This is a genomic window from Caulobacter sp. ErkDOM-C (assembly GCF_048541825.1).
Classification (GTDB): Bacteria; Pseudomonadota; Alphaproteobacteria; order Caulobacterales; family Caulobacteraceae; genus Caulobacter.
Genome location: NZ_CP183332.1, coordinates 1,900,379 through 1,924,399, shown reverse-complemented (window position 1 = coordinate 1,924,399; position 24,021 = coordinate 1,900,379). Strand labels below are relative to the sequence as shown.

Sequence of the window (24,021 nt, the reverse complement as noted above, 5' to 3'; positions counted from 1 at the left end):
GGGTGTGGGCGTCGATCTTGCCAGACCACTGGGATTTCAGGTCGAAACTTCAGTTCGCGCGTTGCGCTCAGCGGAGCCTCATTTTTCCCGCGATCGTTGACCAGGGAACCAGCTTGAAGTTCTGGTTCTCGGGCGGCGAGACGTTGCGGCCGTCCTGGGCGATGAAGGCTCCGCTTTCCAGGCCCGCGCCCAGCGAGAGGCTGGTGACCTCCAGGCCATCGGTTTCGGAGACGCCGTCGATGCCGGTCGCGCCGTCGGCGATCACGGCGAACGAGCCGACATAGGCGTTGTCGCCCTCGCGCCGGAACAGGGCGTAGCTGTTGTTGCCCTGGCTGGAGACCACCAGATAGCCCTTGCCGCCGGCTTGAGCGTAAAGGCCCACGCCTTCCAGATCGTCCTTGAGGGCGGAGTTGTCGACCACCCGGACCACGGACTTGCGGGCCGTCCCGGTCGAGGGCTCGGCGCCCAGCTTCCACAGGGCGGCGTCTTCCTCGGCGATGTAGAGGGCGCCGGTTTCGTCGTCGGCGACGCAGCCTTCTGTCTGGGTGTCGAACTTCAGATCGCGAACCTGCTCGGCGCGAACCTTGCCGCCTGGGGTGGCGAGCAGTCTCCACTGCCGCACGCCGCCGTCGGGATCGCTGATGAACACGAAGGTCGCGCCCTTCCTGTTGCGATACATGCACAGGCCGTAGGGATCGGAGAGTCCTGTGGCCTGCAGGCCGTCGGCGACGCTGGTCAGCAGCCGGGTGTCGGGATCAATGGTGTAGATCGCGATGGCCTTGCGGGTGCGGTCGCTGGCCGTGACCAGGGTGACAGTCTTGCCGCCCAGCTTGAAGCCGCCGCGCAGGTCGACATTGTTCATCTTGCCGTCGGGCAGGGACTGCAGCAGCTTGCCCGACAGGTCATAGACCAGCAGGCCGCCCTTCTTGTCGGTGGCGATGATGGCGTTCTTCGTCGGATTGGTCGGGTGGACGAAGATTGCCGGGTCGTCGGCCGCGTCGCCGCCGTGCTCGACGGGCGGGGTCTCCATGGTCGCCTGGACCAGGGCCAGAGTGCTGGGCGTCGCCTGGGGCGCGGCCTGGCCAGGCGAGACCTGCAAGGCGGCGGCGACGTCCTGCCACGACAGCACCTGGGTGTTGGCCCCGACCTTGCGGTCGTCCGTGACTAGCAGGGCGCCGGCCGGCAGGCCCGGGCCGACGGGCGTGCGCAGGCCAAACAGGCCAGCGGGCCCCTCGATGGCGTCCGCGCCCTTGGCCTGGACGCGGAAGGCGCCCAGGAACCGGTCATCGGCATTTCGATCATAAACGTTGTAGTCGCCGGCGTCGGCGTTGACGGCGACCAGGTAATTGCCCTGATTTCCGCCGTTCAGGATTGCCAGGCCGCCGACCTCTCCCTTGATGCGGCCCAGACGGTTGATGTCGATCACCGTGGCCACAGTCTCGGCCTCGGGGTCGGCGTCATAGCGCCAGATGCCGACCGCCTGCTGGGCGACATAAAGAGCGCCCGAAGGGTCGTCGGCGACGCAGTACTTGGCTTCTGACGACAGGTGCAGACGGCGCACCAGACGGCCGTCCAGCTTGCCGTCAGCGGTGGGATACAGCAGCCATTGATCTAGCTGACCGTCGCCGCCGAGGGCGAAAGCGTACAGCGAGCCGTCGCGGGGGCTCTTGTGCAGGCACAGGCCTTCGCCGGCATAGCCCAGCATCAGCGGGCGTGCGTCGATCGCCTGGGCCTGGCCAGAGGTGAAGTCATAGCTGGAAAGGCGGATGCGGCCGGCCTGGCGATCCAGCACCGCCAGCACCGTCCGGCCGGCGATCTCGCGCGTATCGACGCCATAGGTTTCGCCGCCGGGCAGGGCGGCCTTGCGGGCGCCGTCCAGGCTATGGAACTCAAGCCCGCCCAGTTCCCCCGTCGCGGCGATGATGCTCTTGCTGGGGTCCGCACGGTTATAGAGCAGGGCGGCGGCGTTGGCCCCGCCTTGCTCGGTGGGAACGGTCGCACCTACAGCAGCGACGCTCACCGTCGGTGCGGCCTGCGTCGCTTGGGCGAGAGCCTGATCTGCGACGAACAAAAGCGCTAGCGCGCTGGCGGCGAGGTGTTGGCGGCGATGGATCATGATGTGTCCCTCTGTATCGCATCTTCGATGTGCGATTGGCCTGACCCGAAGGCGCAGACGCCAAAGCCGAGACCTGGATGCTACCGATTTGGCCTCTCCTACAGCGTTCAATCGAAGGAATACAGGTCGACCGCGTTGCGGGCGCGTCGGGTTGGAACTTTGACGTCCTCCCAATGGCGACGCCGCCGAACTGGTAGCGCCAGCGGCTTGATTTCGGGACGCAGCTTGGTTCTGGCGTGGTCAATTGCGTCGTCGCGCTATCGAGACGATGTGCAGATTTCACCGATATGGCCTAGGGTTCCGATCCAGAGTCGAGGATGATCCTACCGGATGCGCGCTACGATCAAGGATGTGTCAGCGGCCGCCGGCGTCTCGACCAAGACCGTGTCGCGTGTGCTCAATCGGGAGAAATACGTTTCAGCGGAACTGCGGCAGCGGGTCGAGGGCGCGATGGCGCGACTCAACTTTCAGCCCAGCGCGGCGGCGCGCATGCTGGCGGGCAAACGCAGCCATCAGATCGCGCTTTTCTATGACAATCAGGGCCCGCACTACATCCATCAGATCCAGACCGGGATCTGGGAACGGTGCGTTGAGGAGGGTGTGCGGCTCCTGGCTCAGCCTAGTGACGCGGCCTCGCCCAACCTGGCCTTGGAAGTCGGTGGCCTGATCGACCAGACCCAGGTGGATGGCGTGATCCTGTCTTCGCCGGTCACCGACTCGATTGCCGCACTTGAGGAACTGGACCGGCGCGGCATGCCCTATGTCCGCATCTCGCCCGGCACCGATCATGGCCGCAGTCCGTCGGTGTCGATGGACGACGTCCAGGCTGCCGACGATATGACCAGCCACCTGATCGCGCTGGGACACAAGCGGATAGGCTTTATCGTCGGCCACCCCAATCACACGGCCAGCGACCTGCGGCTGTTCGGCTATCGTCGGGCGCTGGACCGCGCAGGCCTGGCGTTCGAGCCGAAATATGTCCGGCCGGGCCTGTTCGACTTCGCCTCGGGCGTGGCGGCGGCCGAAACCCTGCTGGACTTGCCCAATCCGCCAACCGCGATCTTCGCCAGCAATGACGACATGGCCGCCGGCGTGCTGACGGTGGCCCATAGGCGGGGCATGGCGCTGCCGGGGGACCTTTCGGTCGCCGGCTTTGACGATATCGCCCTTGCCGGACAGCTTTGGCCGCCTTTGACCACGGTGCGACAACCGACGCGGCAGTTGGCCTATGCCGCCGCCAGCCTGCTGTTCGAGGGCGTCGAAAGCCCGGTCCACCGCCGCTTGCCGCACGAGCTTGTCCTGCGCGCATCGACTGCCGCGCCCAAGACCCCTTCCTAGAGGACCAAGTCTAGGCCGGGATCAGGAACTTCGCCGCCAGGATGCTCAACACCAGGGCGATCACCGTGGCGATGACGATGATGAGCAGAGGGCGCAAGCCATGCTCGGTCAATGATTTCATGTTCGAACGAATGCCTGTGGCGGTCACCGCGCAGGCGAGCAGGGCGGCGGCAGCCTTGCTGGAGCCCTCGGCCACCACGGCAGGTATCAGGCCGAACGAGTTGATGGCCGCCAGGCCGAAAAACCCGACCACGAACCAGGGCAGGATGAAAGTGGAGATCCTGGCCTCGGGATCCTTGGGGAAAAACACTGCTACCACCATCATGGCCGGGGCCAGCAGCGCCACGCGGGTCAGCTTGACGATGGCGGCGTTCTCTCCGGCGGCCGGCGAGAACGAATAGCCGGCTCCCAGGGACTGGGCGACGTCGTGGATCGAAGCGCCCAGCATGAAGCCGGCCTGGACGTCGCTGAAGTGCAGGTGGCGCGCCAGGATCGGATAGACGGTCATGGCCAGTGTGCTCATCGCCGAGATGCCGACCAGCACCAGGGTCAGTTGGGCCTGGGGCGTGCGGCGCTCACCCAGCAGGCTGGCGAAGGCCATGGCCGCCGAGGCGCCGCAGATCGCCACGGCGCCGCCGCACAGTGCACCGAACGCCCCCGAGAACCCGAAACGTCGAGCCAGGAATATGCTGCTGCTCAGGGTGATGGCTACGATGGCGACGACCGCGAGCAGGGCGGCGGGGCCCAACTGGACGATCTGGCTAAAGGTAATGCGCGTGGCGACCAGCACGATGCCCCAGCGCAGCAGGGTGCGCGAGGCGATGGTCAGGCCAGGCTCGAGTCGCGTGTCTTCGGCGAGGAAGCTCATCGACAGGCCAAACAGCAGGCACATCAGGGTGAGCGGCGCGCCGTAGTGGTCTGAGACATAGGCTGCAGCCAGGGTCGCCAGGGTCGCAACAGCTAGACCGGGTGCGTAGACGCTGCCTCGGATCATCGATTTTCCCCGGAATCGTTCCGATTCACGCAGATTTTGCAGCGCAAGTCGCCATACACCAATGTGACACCGTTATCATATCGGGGGCGCTGGGCAACCGGATGAAGCGACGTCACCCGAGAATTCGGAATACTGGGTGCGGCAATTGGATGGATTTCATCTGTGAATTGTCAAATCTAAGATTTTGAAAACACAATTCGCTTTTGAAAATTCCAATACATTGTAATTGGGCCCGATACACATATGTATATAAATATTTCCGAGTAAATTGACTCGATGCGATGCGCCTTGAAAGTAAGTTTGGTTCGTTTCGCCGATTTTTTGCGCTGGCGGTGAAATTTTCTGAATGCGAAGCAGCGTTGCCATAACGTCGCTCTTCGCTAGTATGACAACGATGACATACCTGATTACCCCTCCTGAAAGCCGCCCCCTGTATGAGGGTGGCCCGCGCGTATCCTCGGTCGCCTGGGGGATGTGGCGCTTTCGCGGAACGGATGTCGGCGCGGCGCAATCGCTGATTCTGGCCGCGCTTGACGCTGGCGTGACCCTCTTCGATACGGCCGATATCTACGGTCCCGACAACGGCGAAGGCTTCGGCGCTTCGGAGGCTCTGCTGGGTCAAGTCCTCGCGGCGTCGCCCGAGTTGGCCCATCGCATGGTTGTCGCCACCAAGGGCGGCATCGTCATCGGGACGCCCTATAACTCCAGTGAGACTTATGTCGCTTCGGCCATCGATGCGTCGCTGCAGCGCCTGGGCGTTGAGCACGTCGCGCTGTGGCAGATCCATCGTCCGGACATCCTGACCCATCCTGCTGAGACCGCCCGCGCGCTGGAAGCCGCGCACAAGGCTGGAAAGATTGGCGCGGTGGGGGTGTCGAACTACACACCCTCGCAGGTCGAGGCCCTGGCGGCGCATCTGTCGCTGCCGGTCGTGTCCTGCCAGCCAGAGTTCTCGCCTTTGGCGATCTCTCCCCTCAGTGACGGTGTCCTGGACCAGGCTATTGCGAGAAGCATGACGGTGCTGGCCTGGTCACCCTTGGGTGGCGGGCGCCTGGCGTCGCCGACAGATGACCGCGCTCGCGCCGTGAGCGCCATTCTCGACGAGATCGCCGAGACGTTCGGCGTGTCCCGGTCGGCGGCGGCCTATAGCTGGATCATGGCGCATCCCGCCCACCCCATTCCGATTGTAGGCACTCAGACGCCGGCCCGTATTGCCGAAATCCCTGACGCCTATCGGCCGCGCTGGACGCGCACTGACTGGTACCGCGTCCTCGTCGCCTCCATGGGAGCGCCCTTGCCATGAACCGTCCCCCTTGCGAGATCAGCTGGTTTTCCGCCCTCTGCGACGACGACTACGAGTTCCTGGGTGTTCCGGATCTGAAGCTGAAGTCCAGCTGGGAACACTGTCGCGATATCGTCCTGCAGGCAGAGTCCGGTGGGTTTGACAACATCCTGCTGCCGTCCGGCTATGAGCTGGGCATCGACACCACGGCCTTCGCCGCCGGCGTCGCGCCGCTGTTGCGTCGCATGCGCCTGCTGATGGCCGTGCGCATCGGCGAAATGTGGCCGCCACAACTGGCGCGGCAGATCGCGACGATCGACCGGATGCTGGGCGGCCGCCTGACCGTCAACATCATCTCCTCTGACATGCCAGGAGAGAAGCTGGCCTCGGCCCCGCGCTACGCCCGCACCGTCGAGGCGATGAGCATTCTCAAGACCATGCTGAACGGCGAGGCGCTGGATCATCAGGGCGAGTTCTGGAACCTGAAGCTGGATCCGCCTCGCGTCGGAACTGTCTCGGGCAAGGCTCCGTTGCTCTATTTCGGCGGCCTGTCGGAAGACGCCCGCGAGGCCGCCGCCAAGGGTTGCGACGTCTTCCTGATGTGGCCGGACAAGAGGGAGGTCGTCGCCGAGATCATCGCTGACATGACCGCCCGCGCCGCCAAGTACGGCCGTACGCTGCGCTACGGTTACCGCGCCCACGTCGTCGTTCGCGACAGTGAGAGTGAGGCCCGCACCGCCGCCGACCGGCTGCTAAGCAAGCTGGACGAAGACGCCGGCGCCGCCATCCGCGCCAAGTCTCTGGACTCGACCTCGGTCGGGGTCCAGGCCCAGGCCGCGTTGCGCGCAGGCGCCAAGGACGATGGCTACGCCGAGGCAAACCTTTGGACCGGGGTGGGCAGGGCGCGTTCGGGCTGTGGCGCGGCGATCGTCGGTGATCCCGACCAAGTGCTGGCCAAGCTCAACGACTACCGCGACATGGGCATTGAGGCCTTCATTCTGTCGGGCTACCCGCACGCGGCCGAGGCCGACCTGTTTGCCCGCCATGTGTTGCCGCACATCGATCATGGGCCGCTGGTCTAGTGCAAGCCTCCAACGATCACCACGCTGAGAGCCGGCCTTTGGTCGTCGGCATCGGCGGCACGGCCGGCGGGTCGTCCTCGACCGAGCGCGCCCTGGCGATCGCCATGAAGGCCGTCGCTGCGCGCGGTGTCGACACCCAGATGTTCGGCGGCGAGTTCCTGGCGCGGCTTCCAATCTATGTGCCCAAGGCGCCGCAGCGGACGGCCGAGGAGATCCAGTTCGTCGAGACTGTGCGCCGTGCCGACGGCCTGGTGATCGCCTCGCCCGGCTATCACGGCAGCGTCTCGGGCATGATCAAGAATGCGCTCGACCTCCTGGAGGAAACCGCGCGCGACAGTCGGGTCTATCTCAGCGGCATACCCGTGGGCCTGGTGGTCACCGCCTATGGCTGGCAGGCGACGGGCAGCACGATATCCGCCCTGCGGTCGATCGTGCATGCGCTGCGGGGCTGGCCCACGCCGCTGGCTGCGGCGATCAACAGTTCGACGTGCCGTCTGGGCGACGACGGATCCTGCGACGACCCCGCCGTTACGGGGCAATTGGGCCTCGTTGGCGATCAGGTCGCCGACTTCCTGCGACAGCAGAGGAAGTCTGCATGACGTAGGCGGAGGGGCCTGAAAGGCCGCTCAGATTTTCTAGAAAGACCAACGCCTCATCAAGAGGTGAAAACACCTACCCAAGAGGTAGGAATTAAACAGTGGGAGGGAATTGAGACATGAAGATTCACACGAAACGCGCACGCATGCTGGTCGGCACGGCGCTCTCGACGCTGGTTCTGGGCGGCTTCGCTGCCACACCGGCCCTGGCCCAGTCCAATGACGACGCGCCGGTCATCGCCGAAGTGATCGTCACTGCACAGAAGCGCTCGGAAAACCTGCAGAAGGTTCCGATCTCCATCAGCGTCGTCAGCGGCGAAGCCATGGAGCGCGCCAACGTCAACTCGGCCGAGCAGCTGATCCAGATGGCGCCGTCCCTGACCTTCAGGAAGGGCAACACCAACAAGGACTCGGCCCTGACCGTGCGTGGCGTGGGCACAGTCTCGTTCGCCTCGGGCGTTGAGCCTTCGGTCTCGACCATCGTTGACGGCGTGGTCTATGCCCGTAGCGGCCAGGCCACCGCCGATTTCCTGGACCTGGAGCGCATCGAAATCCTGCGTGGTCCGCAAGGCACCCTGTTCGGCAAGAACGCTTCCGCCGGCGTGATCAGCCTGATCACGCGCGCGCCGAAGCAAGAAAAGAGCGGCTATATCGACGCCTCCTACTACGAGGGCAACGAGTACAGGCTGCGTGGCGCGATCTCGGGTCCGCTTTCGGATACGCTTGCCGGGTCGCTGGCCGGCTTCTTCAGCCACTATGACGGCAACGGCAAAAACGTCTTCAACGGCGAGGACGTGAATGGCTACGAGCACAATGGTCTGCGCGGCCGCCTGCGCTGGGAGCCGAATGAAGTCCTTACCGTCGACCTGATCGCCGACTATTCGCACAACGTCGACACCGGCTATGCCGACAGCATCGGCACGGTGTTCCCGAGCGCCTATAACGACGCCGTGTTCTCGCCGTCGCTGAAGCCGCTGACGCCGGGCGCCGGTAACAAGGACATCGACAACGACCAGTCGCCGTCGACCAAGGACATCAACAGCGGCTTCTCGGCCCAGGTGAACTATTCGTTGGGCGACTATACGGTCACCTCGATCACGGCCTACCGCAACTGGAAGAACCAGCAGTCGCGGGACGGTGACTTCCGCTCCGACTCCCCGAAATACGTGGCGACTGGAGCCCTGGCGGCGGACATCCGCACGGCCGACTACGGACGGCTGAACTTCGACCAGTTCACGCAGGAACTGCGGCTGGCATCCCCGACTGGCCAGTTCTTCGAATATGTTGGTGGGCTCTATTACTATCACACCTGGGAGAGCAACTACTTCACCCGTACGGTCACCAATTGCACCAGTTCAACCCTGGCACCGGTGACCCTGGGCGCCCTGGGCGCGGCAACGCCCTGCGCGCCGGGTTCCTCGACCTATGCCGCCAACCAGGGCATCGGTGAGTTCTCGGCGACCCTGACCAACTACGCCGCCTTCGGGCAGGGCACGTTGAACTTCTCCGAACGTCTGCGCGGCATCGTTGGCGGCCGCTGGACCGAGGACAAGATCGAGTTCGTCCATCGTCGCCTGCGCACGTCGGGCGCTGCAGCCCTTAGCGGCGTCAACCCGACCTTCTCCGGGACGGGCGGCACCAAGGCTGACGGCTGGTCGGGCAAGGTTGGCCTGCAGTACGACGTCCTGCCGACCATCCTGGCCTATGGCAGCTACACGCGGGGCTACAAGGGCCCGGCGATGAACGTGTTCTTCAACATGCAGGCCAACGATAATTTCGGCATCGCGCCGGAAACCTCGGACGCCTACGAGATCGGCGCCAAGTCGCGTCTTCTGGACGGCCGCCTGATCCTGAATCTGTCGGCGTTCAACACCACCTATGACAACTTTCAGGCCACGAACCTGGATTTGATCGGCACCACGGTGGTTTCGCGCCTGACGAATGCCGGCACGGTCAAGACCCAGGGTTTCGAAGCTGACTTCACGCTGGAGCCGATCCGGAACCTGCGTCTGAACGGCGGCTACGCCTATATCGACGCCAAGATCGACAAGTTCAAATGCCCGCCCATCGGCGCCTGCCCGGCCTTGGCGATCAACGGCAAGCCCTTGCCGCTGTCGTCCAAGCACAAGGTCTCGTTGAACACGAGCTACTTCGTGCCGCTGGAAGGCCAGAAGTTCGACTTGGACTTCAATGTCGGCGCGCAATACCAGAGCAAGATGGGTTTCGACATCAATCAGAACCCCAACGCTGTTCAGAAGGGCTATGGCACCATCGACGCCAGCGTCGCTTTTGTCAGCAAGGACAACAGGCTGCGCCTGGCTCTGATCGGCAAGAATCTGGCCGACCAGCAATTCGTCATCAACCGTATCCCCAACGGCGCGTCGTTCCTGCGGCAGATCACGCCGCGTGACGCCGAGCGCTATTTCGGCGCGAGCCTCCGCTACAACCTCTTCTAGTCCTCCTATCCTGCAAACGGGCCCGGCGACCTTTCCCCGAGCCGGGCCCGTTCTTTTTCTGATCGTATCGCCTGATGATGCGCCCGCCGTGCGGAGTAGAGACGTGCTCAAGCTTATCGCCCTCGCGGATGGTTTCGAAATCCAGGCGGCTGGCCGAACTGTGCTGCGTCATGCACCGGGTGCGCCGTGCCTGTTCATCGGACGCGGCGAGGCCGACGTTCAAATGCAGCGCGGCAACTTCGCCATCTCTGACTATGTCAGTGAGCGGATCGCCTTGCGCTCGGCGACGCCTTCGAAGGGCGAGGGCCTTGTTCGCATCGGTTTCGCTGCGGCCAGCGGTGGCCCTGAACTGCTCGCGATCGAGGTCGTCGAGAGCGGTCACATCCGTTTCATGCCCGGCGCCGAACCCATCAACCGCCTGTGGCTGCGCGTGCCCGCCGAGGTTGGTGAAAACGTCTGGGGCGGCGGCGAGCAACTGTCCTATTTCGACATGCGCGGCCGTCATTTCCCGCTGTGGACCTCCGAGCCGGGCGTCGGTCGGGACAAGTCGACCCAACTGACCTGGATGGCCGATCAGGCCGGCGCTGGCGGCGACTATTTCCACACCAACTATCCGCAGCCGACCTTCATCTCGTCGCGTCGCTATGCGCTGCACGTCGAGACCACGGCCTATTCGGCTTTCGATTTCCGCCATGCCGACTTTCACGAGATCGAGGTCTGGGAAGTCCCCGAGCGCATCGAGATCTTCGCCGCCGAGACCTTCGTGGCCCTGGTCGGCGCGCTGTCCGATCGCTTTGGCCGTCAGCCGCCGCTGCCCGACTGGGTGCTGAACGGCGCCATCGTCGGCCTCAAGCAGGGCGGCGAGAGCTTTGACCGTCTTCAGGCCTTCATCGCCTCGGGCGCGGCCCTGTCGGGTCTGTGGTGCGAGGACTGGGTGGGTCTGCGCATCACCTCGTTCGGCAAGCGCCTGTTCTGGGACTGGAAGTGGAACACCGAGCGCTATCCGGGCCTGGATCGCAAGATCGGCGAACTGGCCCAGCAGGGCATCCGCTTCCTGGGCTATGTGAACCCCTATCTCTGTGTCGACGGTTCGCTGTTCCCGATCGCCGAAAAGGCTGGCTACCTCGCTTTGCGCCAGGATAGCGACGAGACCTATCTGGTCGACTTCGGCGAGTTCGACTGCGGCGTGGTCGACTTCACCAATCCCGAGGCCGCCGACTGGTTCGCCGACGCCATCATCGGCAAGGAGATGCTGGACTTCGGCCTGTCAGGCTGGATGGCCGATTTCGGCGAATACCTGCCCACCGATGTGCGCCTGGCCAACGGCGTCGACGGCATGCTGATGCACAATGCCTGGCCGACCATCTGGGCCAAGGTCAATGCCGACGCCGTTGAGCGGCGCGGCAAGACGGGCGAGGCGGTGTTCTTCATGCGGGCCGGCTATAGCGGCGTTCAACGCTATTGCCCGCTGCTGTGGGCAGGCGACCAGTCGGTAGACTTTACGCGCCACGACGGCATTGGCACGGTGGTCTGCGCTGCGCTCTCCTCGGGCCTGTTGGGCAACGCCTATCACCATAGCGATATCGGCGGTTACACTAGTCTGTTCGGCAATGTCCGGACGGCCGAACTCCTGATGCGCTGGAGCGAGATGGCGGCGTTCACGGCTGTGATGCGCTCGCACGAGGGCAACCGGCCCGATCAGAACCTGCAACTGGATCAGGACCCGCAGGTGCTGGCGCACTTCGCCCGCATGACCCGGGTCTATCGCCATCTGGCGCCCTATCTCCGCGACCTGCGGTTTGAGGCGTCGGAGGAAGGGCTGCCGCTGCAACGGCCGCTCTTCCTGCACCATGAGGACGACCCCCGGACCTATGCCGAGCAGACGCAATATCTGTTCGGCCGCGACCTGCTGGTCGCACCGGTGCTGGAGGCCGGTGTGAGCGCCCGCTCGGTCTATCTGCCGACGGGCGCAGGCTGGGTTCACGTCTGGTCGGGCGAGACCTTCGATGGCGGTCAGTCGGTCGAGATCGCCGCGCCGTTCGGTCAGCCGCCGGTTTTCCATCGCGTCGGCGCTGACCAGTCCGACCTGTTCCAATCCCTGCGGAGCCTCTGATGGCCATGCCGACATTCAAGATCGACCGCAGGTTCCTGCTGATCATGCTGATCGCGGCCAGCATCCTCAACTATGCCGACCGGCAGATCATCGCGATCCTCAAGCCGATGCTGCAGGAGGATCTGAACTGGACCGACGCCGACTATGGTCACCTGGCGGCGATGTTCCAGCTGTCGGCGGCGGTGGCCTATCTGTTCGTCGGCTGGTTCATCGACCGGGTTGGTCTGAAGTTTGCCAACCCCTTCGCCGTGGGGTCCTGGAGCCTGGCGGCCATGGCCCACGCCTTCGCCCATACGGTAGGACAGTTCACCCTGGCGCGGATCGCTCTGGGCGCGACCGAGGCCCTGGGCACGCCGGTCGGCATCAAGACCATCGCCACCGCCTTTGAGGCCAAGTCGCGGTCAATGGCGATCGGCATCCTCAACGCGGCGGGCAATCTGGGCGCGGTCATTACCCCGCTGTTCGTGCCGTTCCTGGCCGCCGCCGTCGGCTGGCGACATACCTTCTCGATCGTCGGCGGCCTTGGTCTGGTCTGGGTCGCCGTCTGGTTCCTGACCGGAGCCTGGAACGCCGCAGCCCTCAATGCGCCTGAGCCCGAAAAGGCTGTGTCCCCCGCCAAGGTCAAGTGGAGCGAGGTTCTCAAGGACCGGGCGACCTGGGGGATCATGGGCGCCAAGGCGCTGTTCGATCAGGTCTGGTGGTTCCTGCTGTTCTGGACGCCGGACCTGCTCCACCGGGTGTTTGGCCTCAGCATCAAGGAGTTCGCCGTCCCTCTGGCCGTAATCTATCTGATGGCCGCCAGCGGCTCGCTGATCACCGGCGCGATCGTTGGACGGCTGATCGCCTCGGGCTGGTCGGTCGATCGCGCCCGCAAGACGGTCATGCTGGTCTGTGCCCTGCTGGTGGTTCCCGTGCCGCTGGTGCTCTATGTCGACAATTACTGGCTGGCCGTCGGCCTTCTGGGCATGACCCTGGCGGCCCATCAGGGCTTCTCGGTCAATGTGTTCGGGATCATCACCGACGTCATTCCCGCCAAGCGTGTCGGCACCGTCACCAGCCTGGGCGCTCTGGCGGGTAATCTCGCCGGTATGGGCGTCTTGCAGCTTGCCGGCGTGCTCCTGACGAACGGCACCGGTTACATGCCGCTCTTCCTGATGGCCTCCTGCGCCTATCTGTTGGCGCTGCTTTGGATCCACCTTTGGCTGCCTGTCCTGCGACTGGCCAATCCCTAGCGCTGATCAGGTCGCGCCAAGGAGCGGCTGGATCGGGAAGGGGCGGAGTAGGGGGCACGGCTTCGCAGCCTCGCGCTTTCGCTGCGATGGGGATGGGAAGGGCTGCGGAGCGCCCGGGCCTCGCCCGGAGGATGGGATAGTTGAATACCGTTTCGACGAAGACAGACGCTCCGCGCAGCCGTTATCCGATGAGCCCTCGGGGCGCGGGGTTTTAACCCGCTTCCGACGTTAGGCCCCCGACGGGTGGAGGGGATAGCGACCCCGTCCAGACCGCATGGGCGATTTCAGCCCATGCCTGCTGCGCATCGTGCGGACGTCGCCCAAGGGAGTTCCCGGCGGTCCCGGTCCGGCTTCAACGCGTTCGGCCCCCGCAAGAACCGATCCGCTCCACCAGACCCTGCCGGGCCTTCGACGACGGCCGACGGACGCTTCCCGCTCGACCACCCCTGACAGCCGCAACGGTCGCCGTACGTGCGCCCTTCCCCTGCTGTCAGGTGAGATTGATTATGCGGGCGGTTTCAGCGCGTCTGATGGGCGCGATTAAGTCTCTTACAAGTGGTTGATTTTGCTCAGGTTTGCTCTGGGAAGAACGGGGATGCACTACTGCCAATCCCCATAGCTCCCGTCATTCCCGCCCTTGTGGCGGGAACCCCTCCGTCCGCCGCAGGTACGGGAGGGGCGAAGTGCGCGCGCACTTCGCTGGCGCTTCGCGTATGAGCTGAAACAGGGGTTCCCGCCACAAGGGCGGGAATGACGGTGATTTGGTGGAGTGGCGTCCCGCCCGCCTTCGCGCCGAAGGGAGCCATCCTTAAATCTCACGGCGAGACGATCGCCGGTCTGACCAGGTTGCTCAAGGACGGCGCTTCGCGCCGCCGCGGAGCGGCTGGCCGCAGGCCAGTCCTTGACCAACCTGGACAGACCGGCACGCTGCAGCCTCCAAGAGATTTAAGGATGAGCGGGACGCCGGGGCGTCCGCTTATGTGAGGGAGCCCAAGGGGGGCTTTCGACCCATTGCGGACGTTTTGAAACCCTCTCTCATAGAGAGAGGGAGGGGCCCGCCGCCGGAGGCGGTGGGAGGGTGAGAGGTTTCACCGGTTCCGAAAGGTCCCGGCCCATTCCGCTATTCCCAACACGTTCACGCTCACTCCGGACAAGAACTGGCCACCCGCCGGCTTCACAGAGCTAGGTTCCGAGAGGCTGTAACCTCTCACCCTCCCACCGCTTCGCGGCGGCCCCCCCCCTCTCTCTATGAGAGAGGGGTTCCGAGGGCCGCTCACCACCCCCAACAGCCTCTCGCATCGCCCGCTCACCACCTCGAAACGCCATCCTCCCGCCCCCAGCCCCATCAGGGGGAGGAATCCCGGCCCTGCTGTGCTACACGCACCCGCAATGACTGACACAACACCTCAAAAGACCACCCGCGCCGGTTTCGCCGCGATCATCGGCGCGCCCAATGCCGGCAAGTCCACCCTGGTCAACCGCATGGTCGGGGCCAAGGTCTCGATCGTCACCCAGAAGGTGCAGACGACGCGCTTTCCGGTGCGCGGCGTGGCCATGCACGGCGACGCCCAGATCATCCTGGTCGACACCCCCGGCATCTTCAGCCCGCGCCGCCGCCTGGACCGCGCCATGGTCCGCTCCGCCTGGAACGGCTCGGAGCAGGCCGAGGTCACCGTCCACCTGATCGACGTCCAGGCTGAGCTGGCCTCAAACGAGAACAAGGCCACGCCCGCCGAGCACCGCTCGGTGCAGGACGTCCAGACCATCATCGAGGGCCTGAAGACCGCCAATCGCCAGGTGATCCTGGCTCTGAACAAGATCGACGGCGTCAAGCGCGACACCCTGCTGAAGGTGACGCAGGAGCTGTTCGACACCGGCGTCTATTCCGAGGTCTTCATGATCAGCGCCGCCACCGGCGCGGGCGTCGACGACCTGATGGAGCGCCTGGCCTCCGCCATGCCGGAAAGCCCGTGGCTGTATCCGGAAGACCAGACCGCCGACCTGCCGGCCCGCCTGCTGGCCGCCGAGATCACCCGCGAGAAGATCTATCTGCGCGTCCACGAGGAGCTGCCCTATGCCGCTTCGGTGGAGACCACCGCCTTCGAGGAACGCGCCGACGGCAGCGCCCGCATCGAGCAGACCATCTATGTCGAACGCGACGGCCAGCGCGCCATCGTGCTGGGCAAGGGCGGCCAGACCCTGAAATGGATCGGCCAGGCCTCGCGCGAGGAGCTGTGCGACATTCTCGATCGCAAGGTGCACCTGTTCCTGCACGTGAAGGTCAAGGAAAACTGGGCCGAGGAACGGGGCCTGTTCAGTTCCATGGGCCTGGACTTCGACGTCTGACAAGCAACCGCGCCGCCCTGACAGCGGCGCGGCTCTTGACTTGATCGCTGGCAGGCTGTCCTAACGGGTGAGAACATACCGGGAATATCGCCCCCAGTGAGCCAGATCCAAAACGCCTTTTCCCCGGCCGCCCCGGCGGTCGACCTCGACGCCTATTTCGCGCGGATCGGTTATGACGGCCCGCGCGAGCCGACCCTGGCCGTCCTGCGGGCCATCACCCAGAAGCACCCGGACGCCATCCCGTTCGAGAACCTTGACGTGCTGCTGGCGCGCGGGATTTCGATCGATCCGGCGACCATCGACGCCAAGCTGATCGCAGCCGGGCGGGGCGGCTATTGCTATGAACAGAACGGCCTTCTCAAGCGGGTGCTGACCGCCGTCGGCTTCAGCGTCGAGGGCCTGATGGCCCGGGTGCTGTGGATGGCGCCGGTCGGAGCGCCGCCCCGGCCGCGCTCGCACATGGTGCTGGGCGTGGAGATCGACGGCGAGACCTGGCTGGCTGACGCCGGCTTTGGCGGCTGCGTGCTGACCGCGCCGCTGCGCCTGTTTTCCGACGAGATCCAGGACAGCCCCAACGGCCAGCTCCGCATCGTCGACGCCGGCCACGACGGCGTGGCCGAGCGGCAGGTGCAGGCCAATCTGTCGGGCAACTGGGCGCCGCTCTATCAGGTGGCCAAGGGCGCCTGGGCCGATGTCGACTACGAACAGGTCAACTACTTCACCTACACCCATCCCTCGTCGCACTTCACCTGGAGCATGACAGTGGGGCGCACGACGCCGACCGCGCGCTATGCCCTCAAGAACAACCGCCTGACCCATCGTGATCAGACCGGCGCCCTGGTCGAGCAGCGCGACCTGTCGGTCGATGAGCTGGAAGCCACCCTGCGCGACGTCATCGGCCTGCCGGTCGAGGCCGACTGGCGCCCGGTGCTGAAAAAGATCGTGGCATGGGGGACGCAGGCCTAGATGGAGTGGGAAGACGAGGCCCTGGTGCTGTCGGCGCGCATCCATGGCGAGACCGGCGCCATCGTCGAGCTGCTGACCGAGCAGCACGGCAAGTTCGCCGCCCATGTGGCGGGGGCGGCCTCGCGGCGGATGAAGCCGTTCCTGCAGCCGGGCTCGCGGGTGATCGCCCGCTATCGGGCCCGGATGTCCGATCAACTGGGCGCGGCCACGCTGGAGCCGATGGGCGAGGGGGTGGCGTCGCTGTTCGACGATCCGCTGGCCCTGGCCGGTCTGTCGTCGGCCGCCTCGCTGGCCGCCGGCGCCTTGCCCGAGCGCGAGGCCCATCCCGGCGCCTTCCATGCGCTGGAGGCCCTGATCGGCGTGCTGCAGATCCCCGACATCTGGCCTGCGGTCTATGTGCGCTATGAGGCCGGGCTGTTGCAGGAGCTGGGCTTTGGTCTGGACCTGTCCAAGTGCGCGGCGACCGGCAGCTTCGATGACCTGATCTATGTCAGCCCCCGCACCGGCCGCGCCGTCAGCCGCGCGGCGGGCGAGCCCTACAGGGACAAGCTGTTGCCGCTGCCGCCGTTCCTGCTGTCGGCCCAGGGCGGACTGGCGGAGGGCGACGTGAAGGCGGGGCTGGACATCACCGGCCACTTTCTGGAGCAGTTCGTGTTCGGACCGCTGAACCGACCGCTGCCGCCGACGCGCACGTGGCTGCTGGACCGGCTGAACGAGGCGGGGCGGCTTTAAGAACCGTCACAAAGGCGCGATATCGCCAAGTCTGCTCAAGGAGTCGCCGATGTCCATTCTGCTCGATCGCTACGCCTTGTCGCGCCGGCGCGCCTTGGCCGCTTTTGGCGCGGTCGCCGCGACCGCCCTGTCGATCCCGCTGATCAGCGGCCGGGCGATGGCCCAGCCGGTCTATTCGATCTATCCGTTCCAGCTGGGTGTCGCCTCGGGTGATCCGCAGTCGGACGGTTTCGTGATCTGGACGCGTCTGGCGCCGGAGCCGCTGGAGATCGGCCATGGCATGCCCGCCCAGCCGGTGGAAGTGTCGTGGGAAGTGGCCAGCGATGCCGGCTTCAGGACCGTGGTCGCCAAGGGCGTCGCGGTGGCCATGCCCGAACTGGCTCATGCCGTTCACGTCGAGGTCGGTGGCCTGGAGGCCGGCCGTGACTACTGGTACCGCTTCGTGGCGGGCAGGGAGCGCAGCCTGACGGGCCGGGCGCGCACAACGCCGGCCCTGGGTTCGACCGTGGATCGCGTCCGCTTCGCCGTCGCCGGCTGCCAGCAGTACGAGCAGGGCTATTACACCGCCCACCGCCGTCTGGCCGAGGACAATCCCGACTTCGTGTTCTGCTACGGCGACTACATCTATGAGGGTCGCGGCAACCGCGTCTGGAACAGCGCCCGGGGCCCGGTCGAGAACGTGCGCCAGCATTTCGGCGGCGAGATCTACAGCCTCGACGACTATCGTCGCCGCTACGCCCAGTACAAGATGGACGCCGACCTGCAGGCCGCCCACGCCGCCGCGCCGTGGTTCGTGGTCTGGGACGACCACGAGACCGACAACAACTGGGTCGCCGATCTGGATCAGGACGGCGTTGACCCAAAGATCTTCAACCTGCGCCGGCAGGCGGCGGTCCAGGCCTATTTCGAGAACATGCCGCTGCGGCCCAGCAGCTTTCCCGTCGGCACAACGATCCAGCTCTATCGCCGCGCCAGCTTTGGCGGGCTGATGGATCTGAACCTGCTCGACACCCGTCAGTTCCGCACCAACCAGCCCTGCGGCGACAAGTTCGGGACCTGCGCCGAGATCGAGGCCGCCAAGGCCGAGGTGCTGGGCCTGAAGCAGGAAAAGTGGCTGCTCGACGGCCTCTCGGCGTCCAAGGCGCGCTGGAACGTGCTGGCCCAGCAGATCATGGTGATGGACCTGGACCGCGATCCGGGCGCGGGCTCGGCGGTCAATCCGGACTCCTGGGCGGGCTATCGTTCGCCGCGCAACCGCCTGCTCAAGCAGATCCGCGACCGCAAGATCGCCAATCCGATCGTGCTGACCGGCGACGAGCACCAGAACTATGCCGGCGAGCTGCATCTGGACGGGGCTAATCCCGAAGGCGCGCCGATCGGGACCGAGTTTGTCATCACCTCAATCTCGTCCAGTGGCGATGGCGTCGACCAGCGCGAGGACATGGCCAAGATCCAGGCGGTCAATCCGCAGCTGAAGTTCAACAACGCCCAGCGCGGCTACGCCATCTGTGACGTCACGCCGGAGCGCTGGACGACCGAGTTCAAGGTGCTGGACGCCATCACCCGCCGCGATGGCAAGCTGACCACGCGCGCCAAGCTGGCGGTCGAAGCCGGAAATCCGCGTCTCGCGACCGTCTAGCCTGTCGAATGTGGAATAGCCTCGGCGCTACTTCTCTTTGGCCGAGATGGCGGACATTGTCCGCAGATCCCACTGAGGCCGGGATTTCTCCGAGGGTTCGCGAATGCCGGCCTCGATCTGGAATTGCCTGAGGGCGTCCAGCGTCGCGGGCGTCGAGACATAGACCCTCTGTTGCGCGTCGTAGATCAGCGGGGCTTCGGGCATGGTGACGCCCTGCTCGCTGAGCGAAGCGACGCTCTGGTCGACGACCACGGCCGCCATCGCCTTGGCCTCGTCCTGCTGTCCGGCCAGGCGGAAGTAAACCGACAGATCATAGGCGGCGGCGCGCGCCGCGCTGGTGTCTCCGGTATCCAGAGCGGCCTGCAGGGCGTCCCGCCGTTGGGCGATGGATGCCGGAAAGCTCTGGGTCAGGGCGCTGGCGATGCTGCTCGTCACCCCATTCTGGGGCACCCGAATTTCCACCGGCGAGGACACGCACTTCAGCCATTCGCCAGAACCGGCGAAGAACGAGCCGTTCGGCTTGGCCCGGAACTCGATCCGGTTGTCGCATTTCTGGTCATAGAGGGTCCGCTCGCCGTTGGCGTCGGTTTCAACGGCGGCGGTTTGAAGGACACCGTCCTTGCGGATGAAGATCTTGCTTGGCACGGCCTTGCCGCTCGGGCCGCGCACCCGGATAGCTATGGTTTCGACGGTTTGCGCCGCGACCACGGCCGGGACAAGGGCGAGACTAAGCGTTGCTGGCAGAAGGTTTCGCATCGTTTGATGATCCTTCGGGCTGGGGTTTTGGCGTCAGCAAACCGTGGGCGAGCCAGGCCACGAAGCTGACCAGAAACAGGCTCATCACGGTCAGGACGATGAGATAGTAGCGATGAAAGAACCACGCGCCCGGATGGCTGGCGGGGAGCATGTAGACGGCCTCTGGCTTGGCGCTGTTGGGGTTCAGCATCAGATGAACCGGGTCATCATTCAGCGTCTTGGCGACCACCCGGATCGAGCCGCCAGGGGGCAGTGACACAAGGAACTCCACGGAAATCCTCGACGGATTGAGGAAGCCATTGGCGCCATCCGGGGAGTCGCCCGCGTCGTAGGCCGCACCGGTGGGCGGCATGCTGACGAACTTGTTGTCGCCGGAGAGGCACTCGCGCCCGGCGCCGCAGCCCAGCGTGAAACGAACCGGACCAATCGGCTTGGTCTTGGAGAGATTGGTGACCGTGCCCGAGACGGTCGAGCCCTTCCGATCGACGGCATAGGTCGCCACCAGGGAGTCCTGCATGCCGCCGTGGAGTGTGGCGAACGCCCAGCCCAGAGCCGAAATCAGCAAGGCGATCGCATACGGCGCCTTGTCGCTCGAGAACGGATTCATCGGTAGCCCCGGCCGATTTGCAACGTCAACGATAACGCCGTTCTTTCATCTCGCGCAACATCCGCCATCCGAGGTGCGTCACGGCGCGCCAAAGACGTCGAATCGCCCGCCCGACATCTGCTAGGATGCGAGCCCGGTAACGATTCCTCCTCATGAACAAACCTGTCCTTCCCCCCGGCGGTCCTGGCGACGGCGACCGCATCCTCGACGAGCCGCTGACAGAAGCCCTGTCGCGCCGCTATCTGGCCTATGCCCTCTCGACGATCAGTTCGCGGGCCCTGCCGGACGTGCGCGACGGCCTCAAGCCCGTCCACCGTCGCGTGCTGTACGCGATGAACAACATGCGCCTGAACCCCGAGGCCGCCGCGCGCAAGTGCGCCAAGGTGGTCGGCGAGGTGATGGGTAACTTCCACCCGCACGGCGACCAGTCGATCTATGACGCCCTGGTGCGCCTGGCCCAGGACTTCGCCCAGCGCATTCCGCTGGTCGAGGGCCAGGGCAATTTCGGCAATATCGACGGCGATAACGCTGCGGCCATGCGTTACACCGAATGCCGGATGACCACGGCGGCGACGCTGCTGCTGGACGGCATCGACGAGGACGCGGTCGATTTCCGGCCCACCTATGACGGCCAGGACGAGGAACCGGTGGTTTTGCCGTCGGGCTTCCCCAACCTGCTGGCCAACGGCTCGTCGGGCATCGCGGTCGGCATGGCCACCTCGATCCCGCCGCACAACGCCGCCGAGCTGATCGACGGCTGTCTGCTGCTGCTCAGCCGCCCCGAGGCGACGACCGCCGACCTGCTGGAACGCATCCCGGGTCCCGACTTCCCGACCGGCGGCATCATCGTCGAACCGCGCGAGAGCCTGCTTGAAACCTACGAGACCGGCCGCGGCGGCGTTCGCGTTCGCGCCAAGTGGGAGAAGGAAGACACCGGGCGCGGGACCTATCAAATCGTCGTCACCGAGATACCGTATCAGGTGAAGAAGTCGGATCTGGTCGAGCAGCTGGCCGATCTGATCGAGAGCAAGAAGGCGGCCCTGCTGGGCGACGTCCGCGACGAGAGCGCCGAGGACATCCGGCTGGTTCTTGAGCCCAAGTCCAAGAACGTCGAGCCCGAAGTGCTGATGGAGAGCCTGTTCAAGCTCTCGGCGCTGGAGAGCCGCTTCCCGGTCAACATGAACGTGCTGGACGCGCGCGGCACGCCGGGCGTGATGGGCCTGAAGACAGCGCTGATGGCCTTCCTGGCCCACCGCCGCGAGGTGCTGACCCGCCGGGCCAAGCACCGCCTGTCCAAGATCGAAGCCCGTCTGCACATCCTGGACGGCCTGCTGATCGCCTACCTCAATCTCGACGAGGTGATCCGCATCGTCCGCTACGAGGATGAGCCCAAGCAGAAGCTGATCTCGACCTTCAAGCTTTCGGACATCCAGGCCGACGCCATCCTCAACACCCGCCTGCGCCAGTTGGCCAAGCTGGAAGAGATGGAGATCCGCCGCGAGCACGCGCAGCTGATGGAAGAGCGCGACGGCATCATTGCCATGCTGGCCAGCGACGAGAAGCAGTGGAAGCTGGTCGGTACAGGCCTGCGCGATGTGCGCGCCACCCTGCTGAAGATCAAGCACCCGCTGGACAAGCCCCGTCAGAACGGGATCGTCGGCCGTTCGATCTTCGCCGAGGCGCCGTTCGTTGACGCCGAAGCGGCCATCGAGGCGATGATCGTCCGTGAACCGATCACCATCATCCTGTCGGACCGCGGCTGGATCCGCGCCGCCAAGGGCAAGGTCGAGGATCCGTCCGAGCTGAAGTTCAAGGAAGGCGACAAACTGGGCTTCCTGGTCCCGGCCGAGACCACCGACAAGCTGCTGATCTTCTCCAGCGACGGCCGCTTCTTCACCCTGGGCTGTGACAAGCTGCCCAGCGCCCGGGGGCATGGCGAGCCGCTGCGGATGATGATCGAGCTGGACGACAAGGTGAAGATCCTCGACGTCTTCCCGTTCAAGGCCGGCCGCAAACGCATTTTGGCCTCCAAGCTTGGCTATGGCTTCCTGATGCCCGAGGAAGAAGCGCTCGCAAATCGCAAGGCTGGCAAGCAGGTCCTGACCGTCGATGCGGCGGGCGCGGCCTTCTGTCTGGAAGCCACAGGCAACCAGCTGGGCGTGGTCGGCGACAACGGCAAGATCCTGATCTTCCCGCTGGAAGAACTGCCGGAAATGCCGCGCGGCAAGGGCGTCAAGCTGCAGGCCTATCGCGAGGGCGGCCTGCGCGATGCGCTGTCGTTCAACGCCGAGACAGGCGGCTACTGGATCGACTCGGCCGGCCGTCGGCGCGACTGGACGGATTGGCAGAGCTTCGTCGGTCGCCGGGCTAGCGCCGGCAAGCTGGCCCCAAAGGGCTTCCCGACCTCCAAGCGGTTCAAGCCGAAATGACCGGCTTGCGGCTGAGACGAAAGGCGATCGCTTTTGTCGCCGGCCTGCTTGGCTGCGCCGCCGCTGTGGGCGGAGCCTCGGCCGGACCTTTGCCCTCCGTCCTGCCCGAGGCGGTTGGCTTTTCGTCACCCAAGCTCAAGAAGCTGGACGAGGCCATGCAGGCCATGGTCGACACCGGACAGGTGGCCGGGGCCGTGACCCTGCTGGCCCGCCACGGCCAGATCGTTTCGGCCTCGACCTTCGGCAAGCGTGGCCTGGAATCGGGCGAGGCCATGCCGGCCGACGCCATCTTCCGCATCCGTTCGGAGACCAAGCCGGTCACCGGCGTGGCCATGCTGATCCTCTATGACGAGGGCAAGTGGACGCTGGATGATCCGGTCAGCAAGTACGTCCCGGAGTTCGCCAATCTGCGCGTCGCCAAGATGGATGCTGAGGGGCGTCCGGTCCTGACGCCGATTTCGCGCCCGCCGACCATGCGCGAGTTGATGACCCACACGGCGGGTTTCGCCTATGGCATCGCCGACGATCCTTCCAGCCCAGCCGACCAGGCCTACTTCAAGGCCAATGTGCTGCAGTCGGGTTCGCTGGGCGAACTGGTCACGAAGGTCTCGACCCTGCCGATGTACGCCGAGCCGGGCGCCCTTTGGCGTTACAGCGTGGCCGCCGATATTCAGGGCTATATCGTCGAGAAGCTGTCGGGCCAGTCGCTGCCGGTGTTCATGCAGGAGCGGATCTTTACGCCGCTGGGCATGGGCGACACCGCCTTCTATGTGCCGCAGGAAAAGGTCGGGCGTCTGGCTGCCCTGTATGACGCCGACGCGAGCGGCCGGCTGATCCCCGCCGTCGAAGGCGCGTGGCGCGACATCACCAAGCCGCCGGCGGCGCCGTCGGGCGGCGGCGGTCTTGTCTCCACCGCCCAGGATTTCGCGCGCTTTGCCCAGATGATTCTCAATGGCGGCGACCTCGAGGGAACCCGGATCCTGCAGCCCGAGACGGTAGCCCTGATGCGGCTCAACCAGCTGCCGGCCAGTTTCACCGTCACCACCAATGGCACGACCGGGGTTCTGCAGCCCAGCCAGAAGCCGTTCCCGTTCGCCCTGGGCATGGGCTATGGCCTTGACGTCGCCGTGGCCGTGGATCCGGCGGCCTCTGGGGCGCCGGTTGGGGCGGGCACAATCAGCTGGGGCGGCAGCGCCGGCACCTGGTTCTGGATCGACCCGACCAACGATCTTTTCTTCATCGGCATGATCCAGCGCTTGGGCGGTGTCGGGCCCGGGCTCGACGCCACCACCCGGACGCTGGTCTATCAGGCGCTGGAAAAGCCGGGGCAGTAAGGG

Annotated in this window: 17 protein-coding genes; 13 read left to right on the top strand and 4 right to left on the bottom strand. The window is 65.3% G+C overall.

Going from position 1 to position 24,021, the window contains the following annotated elements:
• Positions 1-67: 67 nt before the first annotated feature.
• Positions 68-2,116 (bottom strand): phytase, encoded by a 2,049-nt coding sequence (locus ACN2C8_RS09415; protein WP_419255657.1) that lies wholly within the window; start codon positions 2,114-2,116, stop codon positions 68-70.
• Positions 2,117-2,446: 330 nt separating this feature from the next.
• Here ACN2C8_RS09415 and ACN2C8_RS09410 point away from each other — a divergent pair, with 330 nt between their 5' ends.
• Positions 2,447-3,454, top strand: a complete 1,008-nt coding sequence (locus tag ACN2C8_RS09410) for a LacI family DNA-binding transcriptional regulator (RefSeq protein WP_419255656.1) — start codon at positions 2,447-2,449, stop codon at positions 3,452-3,454.
• 10 nt (positions 3,455-3,464) lie between these two features.
• On the opposite strand, the gene ACN2C8_RS09405 is transcribed toward ACN2C8_RS09410, so the two are convergent.
• Positions 3,465-4,448, bottom strand: a complete 984-nt coding sequence (locus tag ACN2C8_RS09405; protein WP_419255655.1) for a YeiH family protein — start codon at positions 4,446-4,448, stop codon at positions 3,465-3,467.
• Positions 4,449-4,794: 346 nt separating this feature from the next.
• Here ACN2C8_RS09405 and ACN2C8_RS09400 point away from each other — a divergent pair, with 346 nt between their 5' ends.
• The 10 genes from ACN2C8_RS09400 to ACN2C8_RS09355 all read left to right on the top strand — a co-directional run bounded on the left by ACN2C8_RS09400 (position 4,795) and on the right by ACN2C8_RS09355 (position 18,892).
• Entirely contained in the window at positions 4,795-5,751 is a 957-nt protein-coding gene (locus ACN2C8_RS09400) for an aldo/keto reductase (RefSeq protein ID WP_419255654.1), read from the top strand.
• Entirely contained in the window at positions 5,748-6,812 is a 1,065-nt protein-coding gene (locus tag ACN2C8_RS09395; protein ID WP_419255653.1) for an LLM class flavin-dependent oxidoreductase, read from the top strand. The genes ACN2C8_RS09400 and ACN2C8_RS09395 overlap by 4 nt, the downstream gene beginning before the upstream one ends.
• A gap of 38 nt (positions 6,813-6,850) precedes the next feature.
• Complete coding sequence (locus tag ACN2C8_RS09390) at positions 6,851-7,411, top strand: NADPH-dependent FMN reductase (RefSeq protein WP_419255652.1); 561 nt, start codon at positions 6,851-6,853, stop codon at positions 7,409-7,411.
• Between the two features lie 116 nt (positions 7,412-7,527).
• Complete coding sequence (locus ACN2C8_RS09385; RefSeq protein ID WP_419255651.1) at positions 7,528-9,864, top strand: TonB-dependent receptor; 2,337 nt, start codon at positions 7,528-7,530, stop codon at positions 9,862-9,864.
• Positions 9,865-9,967: 103 nt separating this feature from the next.
• Complete coding sequence (locus ACN2C8_RS09380; protein WP_419255650.1) at positions 9,968-11,977, top strand: alpha-glucosidase; 2,010 nt, start codon at positions 9,968-9,970, stop codon at positions 11,975-11,977.
• Positions 11,977-13,209, top strand: a complete 1,233-nt coding sequence (locus ACN2C8_RS09375; protein ID WP_419255649.1) for an MFS transporter — start codon at positions 11,977-11,979, stop codon at positions 13,207-13,209. The genes ACN2C8_RS09380 and ACN2C8_RS09375 overlap by 1 nt, the downstream gene beginning before the upstream one ends.
• A gap of 1,389 nt (positions 13,210-14,598) precedes the next feature.
• Positions 14,599-15,555, top strand: a complete 957-nt coding sequence (gene era, locus ACN2C8_RS09370) for a GTPase Era (protein WP_419255648.1) — start codon at positions 14,599-14,601, stop codon at positions 15,553-15,555.
• Between the two features lie 105 nt (positions 15,556-15,660).
• Complete coding sequence (locus tag ACN2C8_RS09365; protein ID WP_419255853.1) at positions 15,661-16,521, top strand: arylamine N-acetyltransferase family protein; 861 nt, start codon at positions 15,661-15,663, stop codon at positions 16,519-16,521.
• The gene (gene recO, locus ACN2C8_RS09360) at positions 16,522-17,253 is read left to right on the top strand and encodes a DNA repair protein RecO (RefSeq protein WP_419255647.1); all 732 of its coding nucleotides are present in this window, start codon (positions 16,522-16,524) and stop codon (positions 17,251-17,253) included.
• A gap of 49 nt (positions 17,254-17,302) precedes the next feature.
• The gene (locus ACN2C8_RS09355) at positions 17,303-18,892 is read left to right on the top strand and encodes an alkaline phosphatase D family protein (protein ID WP_419255646.1); all 1,590 of its coding nucleotides are present in this window, start codon (positions 17,303-17,305) and stop codon (positions 18,890-18,892) included.
• Positions 18,893-18,919: 27 nt separating this feature from the next.
• Here the strand turns inward: ACN2C8_RS09355 and ACN2C8_RS09350 are convergent, their stop codons facing one another.
• On the bottom strand, positions 18,920-19,648 hold the full coding sequence (locus ACN2C8_RS09350; RefSeq protein WP_419255645.1) for a hypothetical protein: 729 nt from the start codon (positions 19,646-19,648) through the stop codon (positions 18,920-18,922).
• Positions 19,620-20,255 (bottom strand): hypothetical protein, encoded by a 636-nt coding sequence (locus ACN2C8_RS09345; RefSeq protein ID WP_419255644.1) that lies wholly within the window; start codon positions 20,253-20,255, stop codon positions 19,620-19,622. Before ACN2C8_RS09345 ends, ACN2C8_RS09350 begins: the two co-directional genes overlap by 29 nt.
• A 152-nt stretch (positions 20,256-20,407) precedes the next feature.
• Between ACN2C8_RS09345 and parC the strand changes: the two genes are divergently transcribed.
• Positions 20,408-22,684: a DNA topoisomerase IV subunit A gene (gene parC / locus ACN2C8_RS09340; protein ID WP_419255643.1), complete on the top strand. Its 2,277-nt coding sequence runs from the start codon at positions 20,408-20,410 to the stop codon at positions 22,682-22,684.
• Positions 22,681-24,018: a serine hydrolase domain-containing protein gene (locus ACN2C8_RS09335; RefSeq protein ID WP_419255642.1), complete on the top strand. Its 1,338-nt coding sequence runs from the start codon at positions 22,681-22,683 to the stop codon at positions 24,016-24,018. Before parC ends, ACN2C8_RS09335 begins: the two co-directional genes overlap by 4 nt.
• The last annotated feature ends 3 nt before the right edge of the window (positions 24,019-24,021 follow it).

Bases quoted from the DNA above. Each gene is read 5' to 3' on its own strand.
- ACN2C8_RS09415 (WP_419255657.1), bottom strand. From the start codon at position 2,116: ATGATCCATCGCCGCCAACACCTCGCCGCCAGCGCGCTAGCGCTTTTG.
- ACN2C8_RS09410 (WP_419255656.1), top strand. From the start codon at position 2,447: ATGCGCGCTACGATCAAGGATGTGTCAGCGGCCGCCGGCGTCTCGACC.
- ACN2C8_RS09405 (WP_419255655.1), bottom strand. From the start codon at position 4,448: ATGATCCGAGGCAGCGTCTACGCACCCGGTCTAGCTGTTGCGACCCTG.
- ACN2C8_RS09400 (WP_419255654.1), top strand. From the start codon at position 4,795: ATGCGAAGCAGCGTTGCCATAACGTCGCTCTTCGCTAGTATGACAACG.
- ACN2C8_RS09395 (WP_419255653.1), top strand. From the start codon at position 5,748: ATGAACCGTCCCCCTTGCGAGATCAGCTGGTTTTCCGCCCTCTGCGAC.
- ACN2C8_RS09385 (WP_419255651.1), top strand. From the start codon at position 7,528: ATGAAGATTCACACGAAACGCGCACGCATGCTGGTCGGCACGGCGCTC.
- ACN2C8_RS09375 (WP_419255649.1), top strand. From the start codon at position 11,977: ATGGCCATGCCGACATTCAAGATCGACCGCAGGTTCCTGCTGATCATG.
- era (WP_419255648.1), top strand. From the start codon at position 14,599: ATGACTGACACAACACCTCAAAAGACCACCCGCGCCGGTTTCGCCGCG.
- recO (WP_419255647.1), top strand. From the start codon at position 16,522: ATGGAGTGGGAAGACGAGGCCCTGGTGCTGTCGGCGCGCATCCATGGC.
- ACN2C8_RS09355 (WP_419255646.1), top strand. From the start codon at position 17,303: ATGTCCATTCTGCTCGATCGCTACGCCTTGTCGCGCCGGCGCGCCTTG.
- ACN2C8_RS09350 (WP_419255645.1), bottom strand. From the start codon at position 19,648: ATGCGAAACCTTCTGCCAGCAACGCTTAGTCTCGCCCTTGTCCCGGCC.
- ACN2C8_RS09345 (WP_419255644.1), bottom strand. From the start codon at position 20,255: ATGAATCCGTTCTCGAGCGACAAGGCGCCGTATGCGATCGCCTTGCTG.
- parC (WP_419255643.1), top strand. From the start codon at position 20,408: ATGAACAAACCTGTCCTTCCCCCCGGCGGTCCTGGCGACGGCGACCGC.
- ACN2C8_RS09335 (WP_419255642.1), top strand. From the start codon at position 22,681: ATGACCGGCTTGCGGCTGAGACGAAAGGCGATCGCTTTTGTCGCCGGC.